The sequence below is a fragment of the Marivita sp. genome, assembly GCF_051251565.1.
Classification (GTDB): Bacteria; Pseudomonadota; Alphaproteobacteria; order Rhodobacterales; family Rhodobacteraceae; genus Marivita.
The window spans coordinates 18025-35559 of the sequence record NZ_JBPOFB010000015.1 but is presented as its reverse complement, the minus strand read 5'-3'; the positions used below and the strand labels follow the sequence as shown (position 1 = coordinate 35559).

Annotated in this window: 15 protein-coding genes and 1 pseudogene; 1 reads left to right on the top strand and 15 read right to left on the bottom strand. The window is 59.1% G+C overall.

Annotation, left to right across the window (positions count from 1 at the left end; genetic code table 11):
* Positions 1-35: 35 nt before the first annotated feature.
* From ACSHXH_RS15630 to ACSHXH_RS15595, 8 genes and pseudogenes are all read right to left on the bottom strand, one after another.
* Positions 36-140 (bottom strand): annotated as a pseudogene (locus ACSHXH_RS15630) (DUF6915 family protein); the annotation flags it as partial.
* 10 nt (positions 141-150) lie between these two features.
* On the bottom strand, positions 151-642 hold the full coding sequence (locus ACSHXH_RS15625; protein WP_067297133.1) for a DUF6878 family protein: 492 nt from the start codon (positions 640-642) through the stop codon (positions 151-153).
* 103 nt (positions 643-745) lie between these two features.
* Positions 746-1264, bottom strand: a complete 519-nt coding sequence (locus ACSHXH_RS15620; RefSeq protein ID WP_435672720.1) for a DNA repair protein RadC — start codon at positions 1262-1264, stop codon at positions 746-748.
* A 106-nt stretch (positions 1265-1370) separates the two neighbouring features.
* Positions 1371-1790, bottom strand: a complete 420-nt coding sequence (locus tag ACSHXH_RS15615) for a JAB domain-containing protein (protein WP_435672719.1) — start codon at positions 1788-1790, stop codon at positions 1371-1373.
* A 125-nt stretch (positions 1791-1915) separates the two neighbouring features.
* The gene (locus ACSHXH_RS15610) at positions 1916-3115 is read right to left on the bottom strand and encodes a DUF932 domain-containing protein (protein WP_435672718.1); all 1200 of its coding nucleotides are present in this window, start codon (positions 3113-3115) and stop codon (positions 1916-1918) included.
* A 173-nt stretch (positions 3116-3288) separates the two neighbouring features.
* Complete coding sequence (tcmP, locus tag ACSHXH_RS15605; RefSeq protein ID WP_435672717.1) at positions 3289-4428, bottom strand: three-Cys-motif partner protein TcmP; 1140 nt, start codon at positions 4426-4428, stop codon at positions 3289-3291.
* A gap of 12 nt (positions 4429-4440) precedes the next feature.
* Positions 4441-5196, bottom strand: coding sequence for a DUF5131 family protein (locus ACSHXH_RS15600; protein ID WP_111550035.1), 756 nt, complete (start codon positions 5194-5196; stop codon positions 4441-4443).
* A 240-nt stretch (positions 5197-5436) separates the two neighbouring features.
* The gene (locus ACSHXH_RS15595; protein ID WP_435672716.1) at positions 5437-5841 is read right to left on the bottom strand and encodes a single-stranded DNA-binding protein; all 405 of its coding nucleotides are present in this window, start codon (positions 5839-5841) and stop codon (positions 5437-5439) included.
* A 424-nt stretch (positions 5842-6265) separates the two neighbouring features.
* Between ACSHXH_RS15595 and ACSHXH_RS15590 the strand changes: the two genes are divergently transcribed.
* Positions 6266-6586 (top strand): H-NS histone family protein, encoded by a 321-nt coding sequence (locus ACSHXH_RS15590; RefSeq protein WP_209273916.1) that lies wholly within the window; start codon positions 6266-6268, stop codon positions 6584-6586.
* Between the two features lie 215 nt (positions 6587-6801).
* Here ACSHXH_RS15590 and ACSHXH_RS15585 read toward each other — a convergent pair whose 3' ends face one another.
* From ACSHXH_RS15585 to repA, 7 genes are all read right to left on the bottom strand, one after another.
* Entirely contained in the window at positions 6802-10152 is a 3351-nt protein-coding gene (locus ACSHXH_RS15585) for a DEAD/DEAH box helicase (protein WP_435672715.1), read from the bottom strand.
* A 396-nt stretch (positions 10153-10548) separates the two neighbouring features.
* A complete protein-coding gene (locus ACSHXH_RS15580) occupies positions 10549-10713 on the bottom strand; it encodes a hypothetical protein (RefSeq protein ID WP_165375273.1) in 165 nt (54 codons plus the stop codon).
* A 393-nt stretch (positions 10714-11106) separates the two neighbouring features.
* Positions 11107-11580, bottom strand: a complete 474-nt coding sequence (locus ACSHXH_RS15575) for a hypothetical protein (protein ID WP_435672714.1) — start codon at positions 11578-11580, stop codon at positions 11107-11109.
* 101 nt (positions 11581-11681) lie between these two features.
* Positions 11682-13859, bottom strand: a complete 2178-nt coding sequence (locus tag ACSHXH_RS15570) for a ParB/RepB/Spo0J family partition protein (RefSeq protein ID WP_435672713.1) — start codon at positions 13857-13859, stop codon at positions 11682-11684.
* 82 nt (positions 13860-13941) lie between these two features.
* Positions 13942-15105: a helix-turn-helix domain-containing protein gene (locus ACSHXH_RS15565; protein WP_435672712.1), complete on the bottom strand. Its 1164-nt coding sequence runs from the start codon at positions 15103-15105 to the stop codon at positions 13942-13944.
* Between the two features lie 204 nt (positions 15106-15309).
* A complete protein-coding gene (locus ACSHXH_RS15560; RefSeq protein ID WP_435672711.1) occupies positions 15310-16233 on the bottom strand; it encodes a ParB/RepB/Spo0J family partition protein in 924 nt (307 codons plus the stop codon).
* Positions 16223-17404 (bottom strand): plasmid partitioning protein RepA, encoded by a 1182-nt coding sequence (gene repA, locus ACSHXH_RS15555; RefSeq protein ID WP_052115433.1) that lies wholly within the window; start codon positions 17402-17404, stop codon positions 16223-16225. Before repA ends, ACSHXH_RS15560 begins: the two co-directional genes overlap by 11 nt.
* Positions 17405-17535: the final 131 nt, after the last annotated feature.

The window sequence follows — 17535 nt, the reverse complement described above, 5'->3', positions numbered from 1 at the left end:
ACGACAAACCCCGACCGGGAGAACAAAAACAGCTTGATTGTCCGGATAACATCGAACCATTTATGCACCGCGATGAAATCATCGACCGTGCCGCCCCATTTCTTCACCGAGGACAGAGCGTGGTGATAGGGATGTGCCATCGCCGCCCCCTCAGAAATCGTGCGTGTAGAGTTCGGACGAGGTGAAGCGCTCGTTGAACTCGAGATGGATGCAGCGGGCCGCGGCGTCGAAGCAGAACTCGCCGTAAGCGCCGTCGTTGTTTTCCCAACCGCCATGGGTGTCGGAGAGGAAGTCGTAGGTGAGCTGCTCGACGACATCCTCCAGCGAGAGCTGCCGCATCTCGACCTCGGGGTCATCCCAGGTCAGCGCGGCATAGGGGATTTCGGTTGCGGGAAAATCGACAGCCGTCTCGCCCGCCCAGGCGCCAATGCTTTCGATCTGGCCGCTGTCACCGGCCCCGTCGAAAGTCACGGTGACATGAGTGATGCCGGCGGCCATGAGGCCATCGAACAGGCGGTCCTTGTTGCCGGGGCGCAGGGCGAGGGTCCGGGCGGTGCGTTCGGCATGTGCGGCAAGGATCGCCCCGAAATCGACGGTGGAAGGCCGCAGTGGCGCGGCCAGAGTGGGTTCAGTCTGTGTCATGGATATCTCCGTTCATTGAGGACAGGTCAGACCCTCCGGGTGACGCAATCTTCTGCCCCCCGAAGGCTCAAACCCTTCCCATCCCTCCTCTGTCTCTCGGGCGTCACGCCGCGATCTGCAGCGCGCGGGCGGCAAAAGCGCGCCAGAGCGGGTCGACAAGGCGGGCATCCAGCAGATCGGCACGGTGACGCAGCCGCTGCGCCAGTTCAGGCTCGTGCCAGTCAGTGGCACGGCCAGCCTGGGCGCGAAGTTGAACCGCCTCGGTCACAACGGCCCGCGCCTCAAGAGCATTGGCGACAGGGTGGCACCAAGCCACAGCGCCATGACTGGCGGCCCCGGCAAGAACCAGGCGCTGGTCGTAATCAAGGATGGCCAGAAACTGCGGCGCTGGATCGAGGCCGTAGTCCTCCGCAAGTTCACACGCGCCCTGCATGGCATCGGCCAGCGTCGCAAAACGCTCAACGACCACGGGGGAAGCGGTGCCCGACATCAGGGCTGCAGGCGTCCGGTGCATACGCGTCAGCGCGAAAGGCAGGCTGGGATCAGAAGCGATAGTCCCACCATTTGCGACAGGACCCATCGGGCGCGGGCCCGACTGGTTCGGCAGGGGAAGGTCAAACATGGCAATATCTCCAACGGCGCAGGAAGCCACTCTCCCCGCCTCATCCGTCACAGACCAAACCGCCGCCCTCTTCCTCGAAGGGGCGGCGGCAGGTCTGCTGGCACCATCAGAGCTTGCCGAGGGCCCGCAGGCTCAGCTCCGTTCCGGCACCCACGATGATGTGGTCATGCAGCGTCAGGCCGAGATACTTGCAGCCCTTCTGGATCTCCTTGGTCATGCTGAGATCAGCCTCGGACGGCGTCGGATCACCCGACGGGTGGTTGTGGATCAGGATCAGGGCCCGCTTGATCACCTCGCGCGGATAGACGGGGACATGATCGACTGTGCCGGTCGAGAAAAGCTCATCGGAGATGATGCGGTTCTTGCGGTCGAGATAGAGGACATGGAATCGCTCGATCGGGCCACGGACGGTGAGCGCGCAATAGTCCATCAGCGCCTGCCAGCTGCCGATGACTGGGTTTTGGCTGAGGTAGCGGCCGAGGATGTCACGGGCCTCGAGGACGATAGTTTCTTCCTGGGGTGTCATGCGGGTCTCGCTGAAATGCGCAGGCCGAAGCCCCCCTGCCCTCTCGGGTGGGGCCAGTAGCATGCATTTGGAAGGGGAAAGCGCGACCGCCGCCGATGCAGGCGGTCGCGTTGTCGAGCCTGGCGTCAGCCGACCCGGTCGAGGAGCTTCTTGGCGCGCCCTTCCATGTCGAGGCGGGCATCCTGCTGGGTCTTGTCGCGCGCAAGCCGCGTGATGCCCTGCACGAAGTCGAAGATGCTTTCCGGCGGGCGGCCCTCTTCCATCAGCACCTTCTCGATGATCTTGCCGGACTCCGCCTTCGAGAAGCCCCGCTTGCGCAGGAAATCCGCGCGATCCTCCTCGCTGCGCGCCACGATCTGCTGCCGCGCGGCCTTGATGCCATTCACGAACCCCTGCGGCGAGGAATTGGCGAAGCGCGTCAGCGCCGGGGCCGCCTCATGGGCAAAGCGCGAGGCGGCGTATTTCGAATGCCGGATGCGAATCTCCTGGAAATCCTCGACGCCCCACAGATTCCTGTTCTGGCACACGGCCCGCAGGTAGAAGCTCGCCATGCCAAGGGTCTTGGCTCCCACCTCCGAGTTCCAGCAGTAGAAGCCCCGAAAGTAGAGATCGGGGGAGCCGTCCGGCAGCTTGCCCGCCTCGATCGGGTTGCGATCATCGACCAGGAACAGGAAGACATCGCGATCCGAGGCATAGAGCGTGGTCGTGTCGCGGCTGATTTCGACATCGGGGTTGTAGACTCCTGTCGACCAGTCCAGCACGCCCGGCACCTTCCAGCGCGTTTCGCCGGTGCCATTGCCCGCAATGCGCTGCACCGCCTCGACCAGTTCGAAATCGTGGATGCGGCCATAGTCGGGGCCCGTCACGGCGCGCAGTTCGATGCGGCCGTCTTCGGTCTCGAAGGTTTTGACCTGTTCGGCGCGGTGGTTGGTCAGACCATATTGCAGGTTGATGCCCGCCAGCGGCGCAGGCAGCTGCCGCAGGTAGGAGGCCGGCGCGCCGACGATGCTGGCAAGCTGGCCGAAGGCCCAATGCGTGGGCGCGACCGGTTCTTGCGCCTTCGGCAACATCAGGTGCAACCGCTCGGGATTGTCGCGAGCGGCCTCGACCCGGATATCCGCCGTCTGCACCACGCGGCTACGGCTGCGCTCCGACCGGCCTTTCACATTGGCCCAGAGATCATCGAGCGACAGATACCGCTCGTCATCCGGCCGGTTGAACCATTCGGACGACACCCGCCCGTTCCGCTCACCCCGGCTCACATCCACTTTCCAGCCACCCGCCCGCGCCGGTGCGACCGGATCCAGAACTTCCACAACACCCATCGGTATTCCTCCGTGACAGGCGCCAGAAGCCACTCTCCCAGCCTTTAACCTGTCGCGAAAGCAACCAGCCTTTCTCTCACTCTAAATCGGTTTGGGAAGAGGGTGGGCGTCTGATGAACATGCGAAGGCCAGCTTGCGCTTGGCGCGAGCCGCTATTCGTGGCTTTAGGTCTTTCAGACCAAGAAGATTGCGGTATCCGGCTGGGGAACTCGCTTTCTCGGCGGAAGTTCGAAATTGATGACGCCCCGCTCCCGCATATCCAAAAGGACACTGTTCAGATGCTTGCGGCGAATTGGAACTTCCTCCATCGCCTGATTGAACATCGGGCCAGGAAATGCCCGCATTCGGCCTTTCAGGAAACTCACGATTATCTCCTCAGCCCGTTTTCTATTCGCTTTGCACCCGACGCCTTTCTGTTCCTGCTGGATCGCTGCCATGTCGGCAGAAGAGAACAAGCTGACTTGCGGGCTGTCACCTTCGCGGAGGTTGTGACGCATCACTAGTTCCTGCTTCTCGACCTTCTCTTGAACGTCGCGGAATACTTCCAACCCGGACGGGCTCTGCGTACCGAGTATTAGACGCATCTTCACTCGCTCGCGCCTCGGCACCATGATCGAGAAATCGGGTAGATATGATGCCACTTTGTTCGAGCGCATCGCGGCCTTCATCAGGTACAGCATCTTCTGCTCGTTGCTCCAGCCGGCGGGTAGGTGCGCGAACTCATCAGCCCATGCCGCGTCCGCTAGGAACCGCCCGAAGGACGCCTCAACCTCGTGATATTCAGCATGTCGGTTGATGTGGTCCGACATGAAATTCAGCATGAACTCGCCATTCTGTTCACGCAGGAAGCGGAACACCTCTTCGTTACGAATGTTCCATCCGGTCGGGTCAATGAAGGTGAACGTGAAACCGTCAGTCAGTTTGGCGGCGATCGCATTGAGGTTGTCTTCGAATGCACCTTCGAAAACGTGTATCTCGAACCGCCCTTTCGAAGCAGCGTACTCCCGAAGGCGCGCAACCGCTTCTGGACGCTGTTCGCAGAAACAGAAGCGAATTTTCAGTCCACCGACGCCGCGCTTTTCTAGATCAGCGCGAACAGCTTCCAAAGTGTTGATTGCCTGATCGAACGACGCATCTGAATACTTAGCGTCATCAGATATGCGCCAAGGTCCGGCAAAGGCATCTACGAAATTGAATGTAGGAGAATGGCCTTGCAGCGTCTTGTATGCCGCTGCTTGGAGGTATTTCGTCAGGAACTGGTGCTTAATGAATGATTGTTCGCGGTCGCGGTAAAGGTCTAAATCTGCTTCCATACGTGTCTCTCGCTATTGCAATTCGGCCATGATCGCCTTCGGCACGATTTGCCACGGGAACCCGTTCCATTCTTCGCCTTCGAGCAGACGACCGCCGGATTTCGGCCGCGCACCGCCCCACTGTTTGAAGAAGAAAGCAACTTCGTATCGCTCACAGGCAACGCGCAATTCGGTCGCCCACGCCGCTTCCATCGGACGAGCGCCGGGCCCACTTTCGCCGCCGACAATCGCCCAAGCAACACTTGTCAGATCGACCTCGCCAATCGGGCCTAGCAGCGGTTCGAATGAGATGAAGCGCGCATCCGAGTTGATCTGCCGAAGGTGTTCAATCCGCCCTTTGTGTGCGGCATCCTCGACGGACACGCCAAGCCAGATATGCGACGGCACTCGCCCACCGTTGTAGCGGCGGCGCACGTAGTTGCGCATCAGTGATGAGCGCTTGGTCAGGACTTGATAGACATGCCAGTCGGCGGCCTCCATCGCATCGAACACGTGGTCGATGAACTCACGCGGAATATCCTTGTGGAACAGGTCGCTCATCGAGTTGACGAAGATCATTCGCGGCTTCTTCCACTGTGCGAGCTGCCCAAGGCGTGACGGCCATAGGCGCAAGTCGAAACCTTGTTCGTATGGATGTCCTTGAATACCGCGCCAGCGTTCAGCGAACCTTTCTGCGTAGCAATGTTCGCAGCCGGGACCGACCTTCGTGCATCCCGTCACAGGATTCCATGTCGCATCCGTCCATTCGATTTCAGATTTCTGTGCCATCCTGCTCCATCTCTTTTTGTGGATAACTCTAATGGCATATACACAGATGAGGAACTCCTAAGTTTGTTGAACATCGATCTACGGAAACCCGCGATGCAAACTTTCAATCTTGGAAATGTTGTAAGTTGCGTCAGCGGCAGGTCGCTAGAGGTCAATTTGTAGAGGCGCCAGACCGGTTTGAGCCAAGATTGGCCAATCCCGGCGGGTTTCCCCGCCGGGCCTAAGGGGAAGACCCCGTTCTCAGAACGGGATCTCGTCGTCGCGGTCGACCAGCTGGGGGTTTTCGTTCTCGGCCGACTTCGGGCGGCTCAGGAAGTCGACCTTCTCGGCGATGATCTCGCAGCCGTAGCGGTCGTTGCCCATGCTGTCGATCCACTTGGTGTAGTGGATGCGGCCGTGGACGAGGACCTTCATGCCCTTTTCGCAATGCTCTGCGACCGTCTTGCCGAGACCGTTGAAGCAGGTGATGCGGTGCCATTCAGTGTCCATGACCCGGTAGCCGTTCTCGTCGCGCAGGACGCGACCTTCCGAGAGGCGGGGGCGCGAGGTGGCGAGGCTGAAGTTGGTGATGTTGGTGCCGCCCTGGGTGGTGCGGGTTTCGGGGGTCTGACCGATGTTGCCGGCGAGGATGACGATGTTCTGCATGATAAGCTCCTGTGTGTCCTGTCTTCGGGACCGTCCCTTCGACAAGACCCGGAAAAAGCCCGTCGGGCGACGCGTGCACGGTGGACAGCATGGACGCCGGAAACCCCCAGAGGACCGGGGTGGAGCGGGCAGCCCCAAAGGGGCAACTCGGCCCGGACTGACGCGGGGTTGCGCGCGAGAGCCCGAACGGGATTAGGGGATTGTCAGTCGAAGGGATGGCCCGGGAGACAGAGATGCGCGGGGAGCCCATGCCAGAACCCGTCACCCGGCCAATCGAGACCGCCTGACCCCAAGTTCAGCACCTGCCTGGCGGCAAAACGACGGTCACCAGCCTTTGCCACCCCTGCCCCAGCCTTCCGGGAGTTGCGGCGCCCTGCATCGACGGGCTATCGATACCGGGACATTCAGGACACGGACCGCACAAATGGCTGATTGCGATCTCGAGCCACTGTCGCTCGGCGAGCTGAAGAAAATGCAGAAGGACGTCGCCAAGGCGATTGCCACATTCGAGGATCGGCAGAAGGCGGAAGCCCGCGCCAAGGTAGAAGCTGTCGCCCGGGATCTGGGCTATTCACTGGCCGAACTCGTCGGGACAGATAGCAAGACCAAGCGCGCTCCAGTCGCACCAAAATACCAGCACCCTGAGAACCCGGCCGTCACCTGGTCTGGTCGCGGGCGTAAACCGCAGTGGTTCGTAGACGCGCTGGCTGCTGGCACAACGGCTGGTGATCTGGAAATTCGCTGAAAGATTACCAACCCTGTGGCTAAAGAGTCCGAGGCGGATCGGTGCCCGACCCAGTCATTCGGGCCTGGCGCCGCGTATGATAGGTGCGGCTTCACTTTGGCCGCCAATGTCGTGCCGCGGCCCACATCGAAAAACCTTCAGAGTTGCCGATATTTGCTGCAAACCGTCTCAATGCCGGCTCATAAAAATATCCAACACTTGCTTCGCTGAGTCACCTAATTGGAACAATAGAACTTCAGCCGCGTGCTTGCTCTGGCACAGGCCGTCTGCATGGCATCCCAATGCATCAGGAACTGCCGCAGGCGGTTCGGCCAACGCTCTTGGTTCAGGCCCTCCACAAGCGCTTGCCTGCGCGCCATCTTCGCTCCGACAATCCAGATTTCACGATCAAAGGACGGATTTCGACACGACGCGTGGAGCAGATCGTTGAGTTGAGCAGATGTGAGACCGTTAGGATTCCGAAAGATGCGGCTACGACCATGTAGCCTGACTTGATTAGCCTGTACGTCGGTTTCCCATCGATCGGGCGTCCAGACCGTGGATGGCTGTCCGCGCGAGATAAACCCGAGGCTTGCGAGTGCTTGCCGACCGACATCCTGTAGTCCGCCGACATGATATCCGGTGCCGCCCCGCACCACATCGCCGACCTTTGCGTGAACAAACACGATCTTCCTGTTATCAGGATCAAAACCTATGAAGTCCGCGGCTTCACGGCTATCGTCATCACACAACCAGACCGGTATGGCTTCAATTTCGGCGGTAAGTTTGTCATCCGCGATCCCGTTGGCAGCGCGCTGGCCTTCGCATGTTACCGAAAAAAGCCCGAAAATGGATTGCCTGTACCAATTTGCACGATTTGCGGCGTATTGATCGTCGCCCTTCTCGGTCAGGACATCATCGAGCGTGGGCGATGCGTGGATATATTCGAGAACCGGTTTGACGCCACCGTCATGAACCCACTGCATCTTCGGTTCGTAGAAATTGCCCTCCGAATACACGACGCTGTCACGCTGTGTGAGAATTCGGAAGGCCTGCCCTTTGTTAAGCCGCTGTACGAGCGTCAAGGCCTGACGCCTATCCTCTCCTGCCTGCGCGGGAGCAAGCTCATCCAGCCTTGGGCTGGTAACCCTGTATTTGCGGGTTTCCGAAACGAACTCGACGCTACACGGCACATCCTCGTCGCCGATCTGGATCGTGAATCCGCCTGTTGCGCCATCTACCTCGGCACATAGATCAAAGTAATCGATGTCCTCAAGGAGAACCCAGGCCGCACCACCGGCCTCGTCGTCGCGCATGTCGTCAAGCGATGGGTCAAGCAGGATCGAAACCGGCTGGGCTTCTTGGTCATCGATATCTTCGACCAAGGCAGCATATCGATTAAAGACATGGCTTCGTTCCCGATCGGCATCCGCCAGCTCGGCGGCGATTTCTGTAGTCCATGTAACATAGTCTGCAACCGAAACATGGCGCTCCGAAGCATCGCGCAGGCGCGAGCGATTAAAGCCAACATACCGGGCGGTCCCGTTTACAAAACCGGCGGCAGTTGCAGGAACGAGCGAAGGATCAAGCAAATCGGTAAAAGCATCTGCAAAAGAACGAGTCCGCAGAGCCATTGCCCGGATCGCATGTTGGGACATGTCGAGAGAGGAGAAGGACATGCGGGAAAGTCGGGACGGATTGTCGTCACTCTCGGGGAAGGCCTTTTCCATGACCGACCTGCCCGCTCGTTTGAGGCTTAGGCCATCCATATCCACCACAAGGCCTTCTGTATCGTGCATGAAAACGAGTTCACCCTGTTGGACAGCAAGGAAGACCCCAAGCTTCCATTCAGAAAAGAACCGGTCGATCAGGTACGGCGAGTTTCGCCACGCATAGTAGGAAAAACCCATCGAACCATCCGGCATGCCTTCAATCGGCGTAATCTTAAACCGGTCCTTGTCCATGATTGCTTCTTCGATCACCGTGGCGAACACACGGATGTTGGGAAGCGGTGCGGCAGTTCTCAGAACAGCGGCGGTTCGGGGAAGCTGGATGTCGCCTGCGGCGAGTGGCTGTTCGAACTCGAAGCGCCCCCGAAATTCACCGCCAATATATTGATACTCGGCCATGTATTCGAGCAGGCGGTCCGGAAGCGTAACCTCGTTCGTGACGATATGCGCGGTGTTCCGCGCCGCATAATCCTCGTAGCCTTGGTATCTCTCCCAAGTAGTCCGAATACGCTCGGCATTGGCAGGAGTGGAAAGAATCCAACCTGCCTGGGGTACACCATCCTCACCCCGCGAATATCTGGTCGCACGTCCAATCTGCTGCACGAGTTGCCGTGCATTGCCCATGAGATCGAAGATGGCGACGGCAACGAATGACGGATCGTCAATCCCCTCCATGAGCTTGTTCTGGTGAATCCAGAACTTAGCGTCAGGGCGGGACCGAAGAGCGGACGCGACGCTGGTGAACATGTCCCGGTTCTGCTGCGTCTTCTTCGCGCGGTCATGGATCACGACAGCTTGCGTGTCGAAGACGCGGTTAATCTCGGTCTGTAAGAGCGTGAGGGTCTCAAGGTCATCACCGCGCACCATGACTTTTGGCGTTACGCCGTTCAAAAACCAGCGTTCGGCCTCCCGCAGGCGCTCAAGCAATTCCCTGTGCAGAATGCCGACAAACTGTGGGATTGCAGCTTCCCGCGCAACTGGTCCGACGTCGCCTTCTGGCACGATGATATCGGCGGGACGGATAATACGCCCGTCAACTGCCTGCCTGTAAGGGAAGTTGAAGAGATAACGTCCGCGCACACGAAACGACTTGTAGTCGTTCCTGTAAGGCGTTGCGCTCAATAGAAGAGTCGGCAGATTGAATTCTCGAACGCCGCGTGACCACGAGATAGCAGGCTCGTAATGACCTTCATCGACGATCACGAGATCAAACTCGTCCCGGATATGCGCTAAAAGAGCTGCTGCAACTGCCGAACCGCCATCATCAGGATCATGTGCGGTCTTGCGGATGTCGCCGAGCGCCTGATGGGTGCCGACGAGAATGGCGCGATCAGTGGCCTGATCGCCCAGATGCTGCACCACCATGCCGACATTCTTGGGCAAGAATTGTTCGACATACACGTTGTCAAGCGTGGTGCCGAACACGTCGGCCTCCGCGGTGAAGAGCGCCGAGCCGTTTGCCTCATACCCAAGGTGAGACCAGAAACGGTAACGGATGTCCGCCAGGAGTTGCTCAGTCAGCGCAGTGCGTGGCGTCAATACGAGAACACGGCGGACCTCCGGCAGACACCGCGCAAGGATCGCAATGATGCCAGACTTGCCTGTGCCGGTGGGTAGCTTTAGGAGCGCAGCTTCTGTGTGCTCGGGCCGCTCCGGTATCTGCTTGTCCCCGTGCAGATAGGCAACGACCGTGGCGATAGCTGCTTGCTGGTGCCCCCAGAGGTGTGGCGCATCGTCGACACCATCCCAGAAGTTGTAGCTTCGAAGGTGCCGGAGGGTCCGCGAATAGGCTCTGTTATCGATTCCCTGTCCCGTAATCGACGTCCGCTCATCCGAAATTAGTTCTTTTAGATTCACTTTTTGTTTTCCTTGGCCGGATGGCAGTACGTCGATCGGCTTGCATACTTCGCCTTATAGTTGAAGCGTAACCACTTATTTTTTTGGCGGAAAGAGCTCTTACGAATATTCTAAGTCATTCAACTATCGAAGCATATGACATTGCAAAGGCCGCTTCGAACGCTGCATGCAGCACCGAAAGATAGAATTAATCTTCGGTCCGGCCCGGACATGTCGATATTCTTGGCGTTGTGGCAGTCGCGTTGCAACTGGCACCTCTACAGCTTCAGGCCATCTGGCGCTGCGCCATCGGCGGTCCACTGTTCCGAATATTTCACCGGCACCGTGCGAGAGCGCAACGACGCGGCAGGAGGCGCGTCTGCGCCACCGCGTGAGGCTGCCGAGGTAACCGTGGGCCTAAGCCCACGGGTCAATCTCAACCAACACCTGAACCTCGTCGCCGTCGATTTCATCGGCGGGGACGGCGCCGAAGGTTCCATCGCCTGCCTGGAAGACGACGATCGAGACCATGAGGGTGGCGGCGAGGGAGGCTGCGAAGGCGTGTGCATCTTTGCGGGACATCTGTTTGGCTCCTGTCTTGGAGGCGGGGGACCATCCCCCGCGCGACAGGACCCCGCAGGCCCGAAGACTGGCTGACATCACCGGGTGCGTTCGGCTCGCCCGAATCCACCCGGCGGCACGGGCTTGCCCGTAGTCCGACCCCTTGAGGGTTGATCTCGAAGACAGGATTCGGGCCAAGGAAGGGAATGGCGAGAGGGGGATGGTGCCCTGACGACTGGAGCCAATTGTCCCGCTGATGCTTCTAACGCCGCCAGCGTCCCGGCCATGCTCTTAGTTGAAGACTTCCGAATTGGGGGGATGGATCCTCTGGTGCCCCGCGACAGCGCGGGACAAGGTTCAAGTGGTTGGTGCGAGGCAGGCCGCCTGGGGAGGCCCCTCACGCATTCTCAGGGCTCAGGCGGCCAGGTCCGCGCCCCCTGCCCTTTCGCCCTGTTCATCGCCAACGATTTCAAGCCGCGCGTTGCGGTATCCTTCTTTGGCGATCCAAAGCTCGGCCGCAGTGACGGACTCCGCCAGATGCAGCAGCTCCGTGTTGCCGCCGAAGTCGAGAAGCACGCGCACCTGCCCGGGCTTCGGTTCTTCGGCCACCTCGAAGACCACGGCGCTGTCAACCGAATGGCTGCGCATGATGGTGACGAGGATCACCCCGTCCGAGGAGAAGTTGCCCTCATGCAGCGTGAACGACGCGGGTGCCGTCCAGGTCGCGTAAGGCCGGGGTGGTTCCTTTTTCACAAGACGGCCGACGCCGTTCGAACGTTCCCAGGCCGCCAGCTTCTTGGTGAAGCGTGCCGGTGGCTTGGGGCTGCCGTCAGTGTAGCGAATAAGCGCCCCGAGGGGGGCGGTGTCGATGATGGTTGTTGCAGACATGATTCCTCATTCCGAATGCGAGTAATCGCACTCATCTTATTGATATTGTTACGTTATAGGGTGATTTGGGGGCGGAATCTCCGCCCCCCGGCTGGATCACGCTATTCCGCGGCCAGCATCGACGCACCTTGAGCAGGCAGGTCATCCGTCAGGAATGCAGGAAGGTCAGCTTCACTGACGCTGTCAGCCGCTTCGGCATCCGCCCCCTGCCCTTCGGCATGGTCCTCATCGTCCAGCGCCACGAGATCGTTCCGACGCAGGACCTCGGGCAACCAGCCGCTGCCCTTCAGCAAGCGCTCGGCCTCACTAGCCATCTCGCCTTTCTTCAGGTGATCGAGGAGTTGGGCAGTCCCCTCCCCTTTCGCCTCCCGCACGGCCTCGAGGATGCGGGCCTTGGGCACGCGGTTGAGATAGGTGTCGACCGTCGGCTCCCATCCCGCCTCGCCCATATCGAGACCTGTGGCACGCGCCACGAGATCGGAATGCGCCATACGCCGGGTCAGACCGCCTGCAGAGATACCTGCCCCGTAGGGATTCACCTTTTCATGCAGCGCGTTGACGCCGAAGCTGAGGCAATGCGCCAGCAGAGCCAGACGGCTGCCCTGGTCGAGGACCGTCAGATAGTCCCAGAGCGCTGCATCGTCGCCAAGCGGCAGATCGGCTTCCCATTCCGCGTGACGCTCGTCCACCAGCTTGGCCACCACGCTGTCCTTGAGATCGGGCGCCTGCGCCGACATATAGACCTGACGCACGGATGCCTCGAGACAGCTGCCCGAAGCAGAGGAGGTGCGGAAGGTGTCCGTCACCAGCTTCAGCAGCAGCAGAGTCAACGCCACGTCGGGCGAGCGCCCGATCGCTTCACGCAGCGCCAGCGTCCGGTGGGCCGTCAGCTCCATGACGAGCCGCTCGGGCAGTGGCTTCAGCGCTCCGTCATCCTCATCATCCGGCAAGTCAGCTCCGATCGGCTGGCCACCCGACATGAAGACGGTTCCGCCATGAGCGGCGCTGCCATGGCCATCGGTGAAATCACGATCATCCCCCTGCACCGCCGCCGCAGGATCCGTACCATCATGGACCGCGGTCTCGTCAACGGGCTCATCCTCTGGACGCACGTAGCCGCGATAGACTGCCAGAGCGCCGTAGCGGTCGAGCGTGACAAACGCCCCTGCCCGCCCGATCTCTGTCTGATCGAAGATCAACGGCCGGGTCTCGATCTTTTCCATCTCCGTTTCCAACACGCCAAGCCGCGTGTCGACCTCGTCGGGGATTTCATCCTGCCCTGCGTATTCCTCTTCCAGCGCCCGATACTCGGCGAGCAGCTTGGCATGGGCCGCACCTTCGTCATCCGTCATCGGTGCCGGATCGCCGGACAGGGACCGCAGACCGTGGCTGTAGCCGTAGGGCAGGTCGAGTGCGACCTCGATCCACTTCCAGCCCTCAACTGCAATCGTCTCAGCCTCGGCCTGGAGTTTTTCCGTCACCAGCCGATCAAGCAGGGCTGTGTCTTCGAGCCAACCACCGTCATCGCCTTGGAACAGGTCATGCAGCATCGTGCCGCCCGCCGCTTCATAGGCCTCAACACCCACAAAGACCGCACGCGGGTCTGACGCCCGGACCGAGGTCTCGGTCAGCATGCGTCGGATCTGGAATGGCTCCTTGTTCCAGGATGAATGGATCACATCCCAGACCTGAACCTGACGCGCGTGATCGGGGTTCACAGTGAAGGCCATGAGCTGCTCCAGCGTCATGCCATCCTCGGCGTAGATCTCAAGCAGGGCAGGGGCGACCGAGGCAAGTTTGAGGCGCTGCTTCACGGTCTGCGGCGTCACGAAGAAGGCGGCAGCAATCTCAGCATCGCTCTGCCCCTTGTCACGCAGGGACACAAACGCGCGGAACTGATCGAGCGGGTGCAAGGCGACGCGCTGCATGTTTTCTGCAAGGGAATCGTCCTCGGCCAGGATGTCGGACGCTGCATCGCGGACGATGCAGGGAATGGGTGTGGTCTTTGCCAAACGCTTCTGCTTCACCAGCAAGGACAATGCTTGAAACCTGCGGCCTCCGGCCGGGATCTCGAACTTGCCGGTCTCGGTCCCATCGTCAGCCAACACGGGCCGCACGCTCAAACTCTGCAACAGACCTCGGCGGGCGATGTCTTCGGCCAGTTCCTCGACGGACACGCCAGCCTTGATGCGCCGTACGTTGGACTGGCTCAGCACCAGCTTGTCAAAAGGGATATCCCGCGAAGGGGACAGGGTGATTTTCCGAACAGCTTTGGTCATCAGATCTTCTCCACAACGGGCGCCGGAAGCCACTCTCCCGATCTCGCTTCCCGTCACCCTCAAACCAACACTCCTTTCCCTCTCACGATCGTTCTTGACCGCGGTCAAGAACGATCGTGAGAGCAAGTTGTGTGCGTAGGATCCTTTCGAAATAGGCGTCAGGGTGTTTGATCGTGTCTGCTCTTGCTATCAGGTAGTCGAAGACGAGAAGCAGTTTTCCCGCGCCAGCTTTCTGGATGCCATACCGAAGTTCGTCTTGGCTTATTCTAAGCAATCGACCGAGCTCGTATAGAATGCGGGTAAGGGCTTCTCCTGTCCGCGGCGGTTCTGGGAAAAATCCTGCAACATGGGTAAAATCCTCCCATGCCATGCGTGCTGGGTCTCGGTTCATCGTAGGTTTGGTTTTTGCGGTTTGTTCACCGCGATTGACCGTAGAGGGAGCAATCTTTTTAATATCTTTTTTTATAGACTCTATGTGCCGGACATTTTGTCCGTTTGTGGCGGGCAGATCGTTGGATTCTGGTGCATAAGGTCGGTGTTGGATAGCTTGTAAATTATCTTCGGAACCAGCTTTTTCTGCGGCATGGTGTTCACCGTAGCTTGCGTCGGTATCGGCTCCGAGGGCTCTAAGTTCTGAGATAACGCTCAGGACTGCATCAACGGTTAATGTTGCTCGACGCAGGACATTTCTGATCATGTTGAGGGTAGAGAGCTTTGCTTCATCGAAGCGTGTCTGTTGGAGTAGCGAAGCACGTAGGGCCAACGCCTCAGCCTTCAGTGAGCGCAAGCGCTCGCGTTCTTCGGTGAGCTGCAAGGCTTGTGTCGCGAGTGAGCCGTACCTCTCGATCAAGGGCTTCAGGTCGATACCGAAGGCATCTCTGATAACGCCTCCATACCGCAGCGGAAAGCGTTTGCCATTTGCTGAATTCTTGCGTTCGATCAGTTCAGCAGCTGAGAGGCGTCCCAGGCTGCGTCGAATTGTTCTCTCATCGAGTCCATTGGCGCGCTCTGACAGAGAAGCGTTCGATGGGAACACGACAGTGAGCGTAAGTCGCTGGCTGTCCTGAATCTCACGTTCTTTGTGGGGTAGGAAGCTAATGAGCGCGGTCAGAACGGCGAGGTCATTGGCTGTGAGACCGAGCTCCTTCCTCAGTATGCGAACTGGGCCCAGAAGCTCATAGGGGTTAGGGCAGGGCAGAGATATCCGTTCCGCCAGGGCGGTTGTTGTTTCATTTGCATGTCTCATGGTGTTTCGGAAGAAAAAGCTTCCCCGTTCACCGCGAGCGGTGTTGAAATCGATTCGTTTTGGGGTTATCAATCAGGTGTCGAGACTGATTGAGGCCCTTCGGAAGCATCGCTTTCGGGGGGTCTTTCTTTTTCTAGCCGGTCCTCCTTTCGTTTTCTGCTCGTTGCTTTTGATGTCTTGACCGCGGTCAAGACACGGGGGTCGTCACTCTGGCCCGTCTTGACCGCGGTCAAGAAGCTCCATGACCAGCTTCCGGACTGCCTCCTCAACACGAGGGACAAGATCCGCGTCCACATCGATGGTGATACGGTTGCCCTTTCGGCCGATCTTCACGCGCTCACTGGGGTGTGTCTTCTGCGTCGATGGTTTGGTGGCTGTCAGCAAGGCAACCGCCGCTTCGAGACGGTCGGGGCCCGGTATGTTGCGAGGGATTTTGCCGGCAACTTCTCGGGCTCTCGCGACGTCTTTCTCGCACAGCCTGAAAAGCCTTTCCCAAACCCGTCGACCAACGCCGTGTGCAGGTCCGATAGCCTGGATCAGTTCCATCGGGATGCCCGTAGCGATACGGTTCATCCGCGAGACGAGCGATTCATCGATCTGAAGTGCCCGATACGCGATCGTTTGAGCGTTCTTGCGCGTTTCGTCGGTTTTCCCAAGTTCTCGAATGATTCCGGCGACAAACAGAGCCCTTTCGATGAACGATGGATCTTGGCGCGCATTATTCTCTACGCCTTGGGCAATGAGAGCTTCCTCGTCGGTCATCTCCATGACCGTAGCGCGCACTTTCTGACAAAGTTGGCGACAAGCGAGAAGCCGACGGCGTCCATAGACGATCTCAAGCGCACCGTCCTCGGTTCGGCGAACCAGCACTGGAACCTTTTGACCGTGCTCGCGGATCGATGAGACAAGCTCATCCAGACCATCGCTTGGATCGATGCGGTCCATGACCGCGGACATCCGTATGGCGGTCGGGTCGATCAGCCGCGTGGCGTGTTTATCCTCTTCGAGCACAGATGCTTGAGCGCGAGCTACAGTCGGGCTCGTCCGTTTCACATCCAGATCGTCGTCTGAAGGCGGCGTTTTGCCCATCGCGTTCTTGAGTGAGTCCCCGAAGACCTTACGCGCCATGGCTACGCCCCCATGCTTTCAGGATTTCGCGTTCGACTTCGTCGGTCACGCGCGAGACGGACTCGATCGCGCGCTCGTAAGTTCTGCGGTTCACGTCGCGAGGTTCGACCTCGAAGATGCTCTGCTGGGTGTTCGCAGCATCACCCACGGCTGTTGATTTCAGGAACTCGGCAGACAGCACGGCATCCCCGAGGACTGTCCGAAGCAGAGACGAAATCTGCACCTGCGGACCATCCGTATTTTCGTAGCGGGTGATCAGAACTCGCACGAAGTTCAGTCCATGTTCCGGGGCGTGTGCCTCGACGACGCCCATCAGGTTGCTCGCCATGCCCAGAAAGCTCGCCAGCGACATGACATCGAGCATCGACGCGTTGAGCGGGATCAGGACCCCGGTCGATGCAAAGAGGGCAGAGATCACAGAGAAGTTCAGCTGCGGTGGGGTGTCAAATATTACCACATCATATCGGTTGAGGACGGGCTCAAGCGCTTCCCGGATGCGGCTATGGAACGTGGTGGCGCCGTGTCTGAAGCTCAGGGCGACCTCGAACTCGTACTCCATGATGTCCATGGATGCCGGGATCAGATCCACGGTCGGGAAGTTTGTTTTGCGAATGATCTCTGTTGCGGGCAGTGGATCGTCGGATCGGATAAGATCGTATGACGTCGGCATATCCGGATCCAGCTCGGGAGTAACCCCGAATAGGTTTGTCAGACTTGCCTGGCTGTCGAGGTCGATCAGTAACACCCGGTAGCCGCGCAGACCCAGTAGTTGCCCTACATGGGCAACAGATGACGTCTTGGCGGAGCCACCCTTCAGGTTGAAGATCGTCAAGACCTGACAAGCCTCTCCCGGTCTTCTGTGCGGGTGTTCTTCTGGCTTGATCCTTCCAGTCTCGAGAAGTACGCGTTGTGCCTCGACCATCTCCTCTGCAGAGAAGCTACGGCGGTTGCCGCCCTCCAGGACACCTTCGGGAAAGCCTTCGAGGTTTGACACATGATGGCGAAAGGTATTCTGATTAATGCGAAGCAGTTCAGCCGCTTCCCGCATGGCGAAGCGTCGGAGGCCCTTCTGAGCGTCCGGTGGGAAGGTTTCCTGCGCATGTTCACGCAACCGACTACCAAGCCGCTTGGACATGACTTCAAATCTCTGGGAGGCCCGTATCCCGTTCATCACTGCCCTCAAGTCTTTATTGTTTTGCAAATCTTAACAGATATTGTGGATAAATCCAGACCAAACCGTTGAGCGGCCTGGCGGCGTTGAAGGCACCGATTTCTGTCGACCGTAAACTGTTAAAAATCAGC

Bases quoted from the DNA above. Each gene is read 5' to 3' on its own strand.
- ACSHXH_RS15625 (WP_067297133.1), bottom strand. From the start codon at position 642: ATGACACAGACTGAACCCACTCTGGCCGCGCCACTGCGGCCTTCCACC.
- ACSHXH_RS15620 (WP_435672720.1), bottom strand. From the start codon at position 1,264: ATGTTTGACCTTCCCCTGCCGAACCAGTCGGGCCCGCGCCCGATGGGT.
- ACSHXH_RS15615 (WP_435672719.1), bottom strand. From the start codon at position 1,790: ATGACACCCCAGGAAGAAACTATCGTCCTCGAGGCCCGTGACATCCTC.
- ACSHXH_RS15610 (WP_435672718.1), bottom strand. From the start codon at position 3,115: ATGGGTGTTGTGGAAGTTCTGGATCCGGTCGCACCGGCGCGGGCGGGT.
- tcmP (WP_435672717.1), bottom strand. From the start codon at position 4,428: ATGGAAGCAGATTTAGACCTTTACCGCGACCGCGAACAATCATTCATT.
- ACSHXH_RS15600 (WP_111550035.1), bottom strand. From the start codon at position 5,196: ATGGCACAGAAATCTGAAATCGAATGGACGGATGCGACATGGAATCCT.
- ACSHXH_RS15595 (WP_435672716.1), bottom strand. From the start codon at position 5,841: ATGCAGAACATCGTCATCCTCGCCGGCAACATCGGTCAGACCCCCGAA.
- ACSHXH_RS15590 (WP_209273916.1), top strand. From the start codon at position 6,266: ATGGCTGATTGCGATCTCGAGCCACTGTCGCTCGGCGAGCTGAAGAAA.
- ACSHXH_RS15580 (WP_165375273.1), bottom strand. From the start codon at position 10,713: ATGTCCCGCAAAGATGCACACGCCTTCGCAGCCTCCCTCGCCGCCACC.
- ACSHXH_RS15575 (WP_435672714.1), bottom strand. From the start codon at position 11,580: ATGTCTGCAACAACCATCATCGACACCGCCCCCCTCGGGGCGCTTATT.
- ACSHXH_RS15570 (WP_435672713.1), bottom strand. From the start codon at position 13,859: ATGACCAAAGCTGTTCGGAAAATCACCCTGTCCCCTTCGCGGGATATC.
- ACSHXH_RS15565 (WP_435672712.1), bottom strand. From the start codon at position 15,105: ATGAGACATGCAAATGAAACAACAACCGCCCTGGCGGAACGGATATCT.
- ACSHXH_RS15560 (WP_435672711.1), bottom strand. From the start codon at position 16,233: ATGGCGCGTAAGGTCTTCGGGGACTCACTCAAGAACGCGATGGGCAAA.
- repA (WP_052115433.1), bottom strand. From the start codon at position 17,404: ATGAACGGGATACGGGCCTCCCAGAGATTTGAAGTCATGTCCAAGCGG.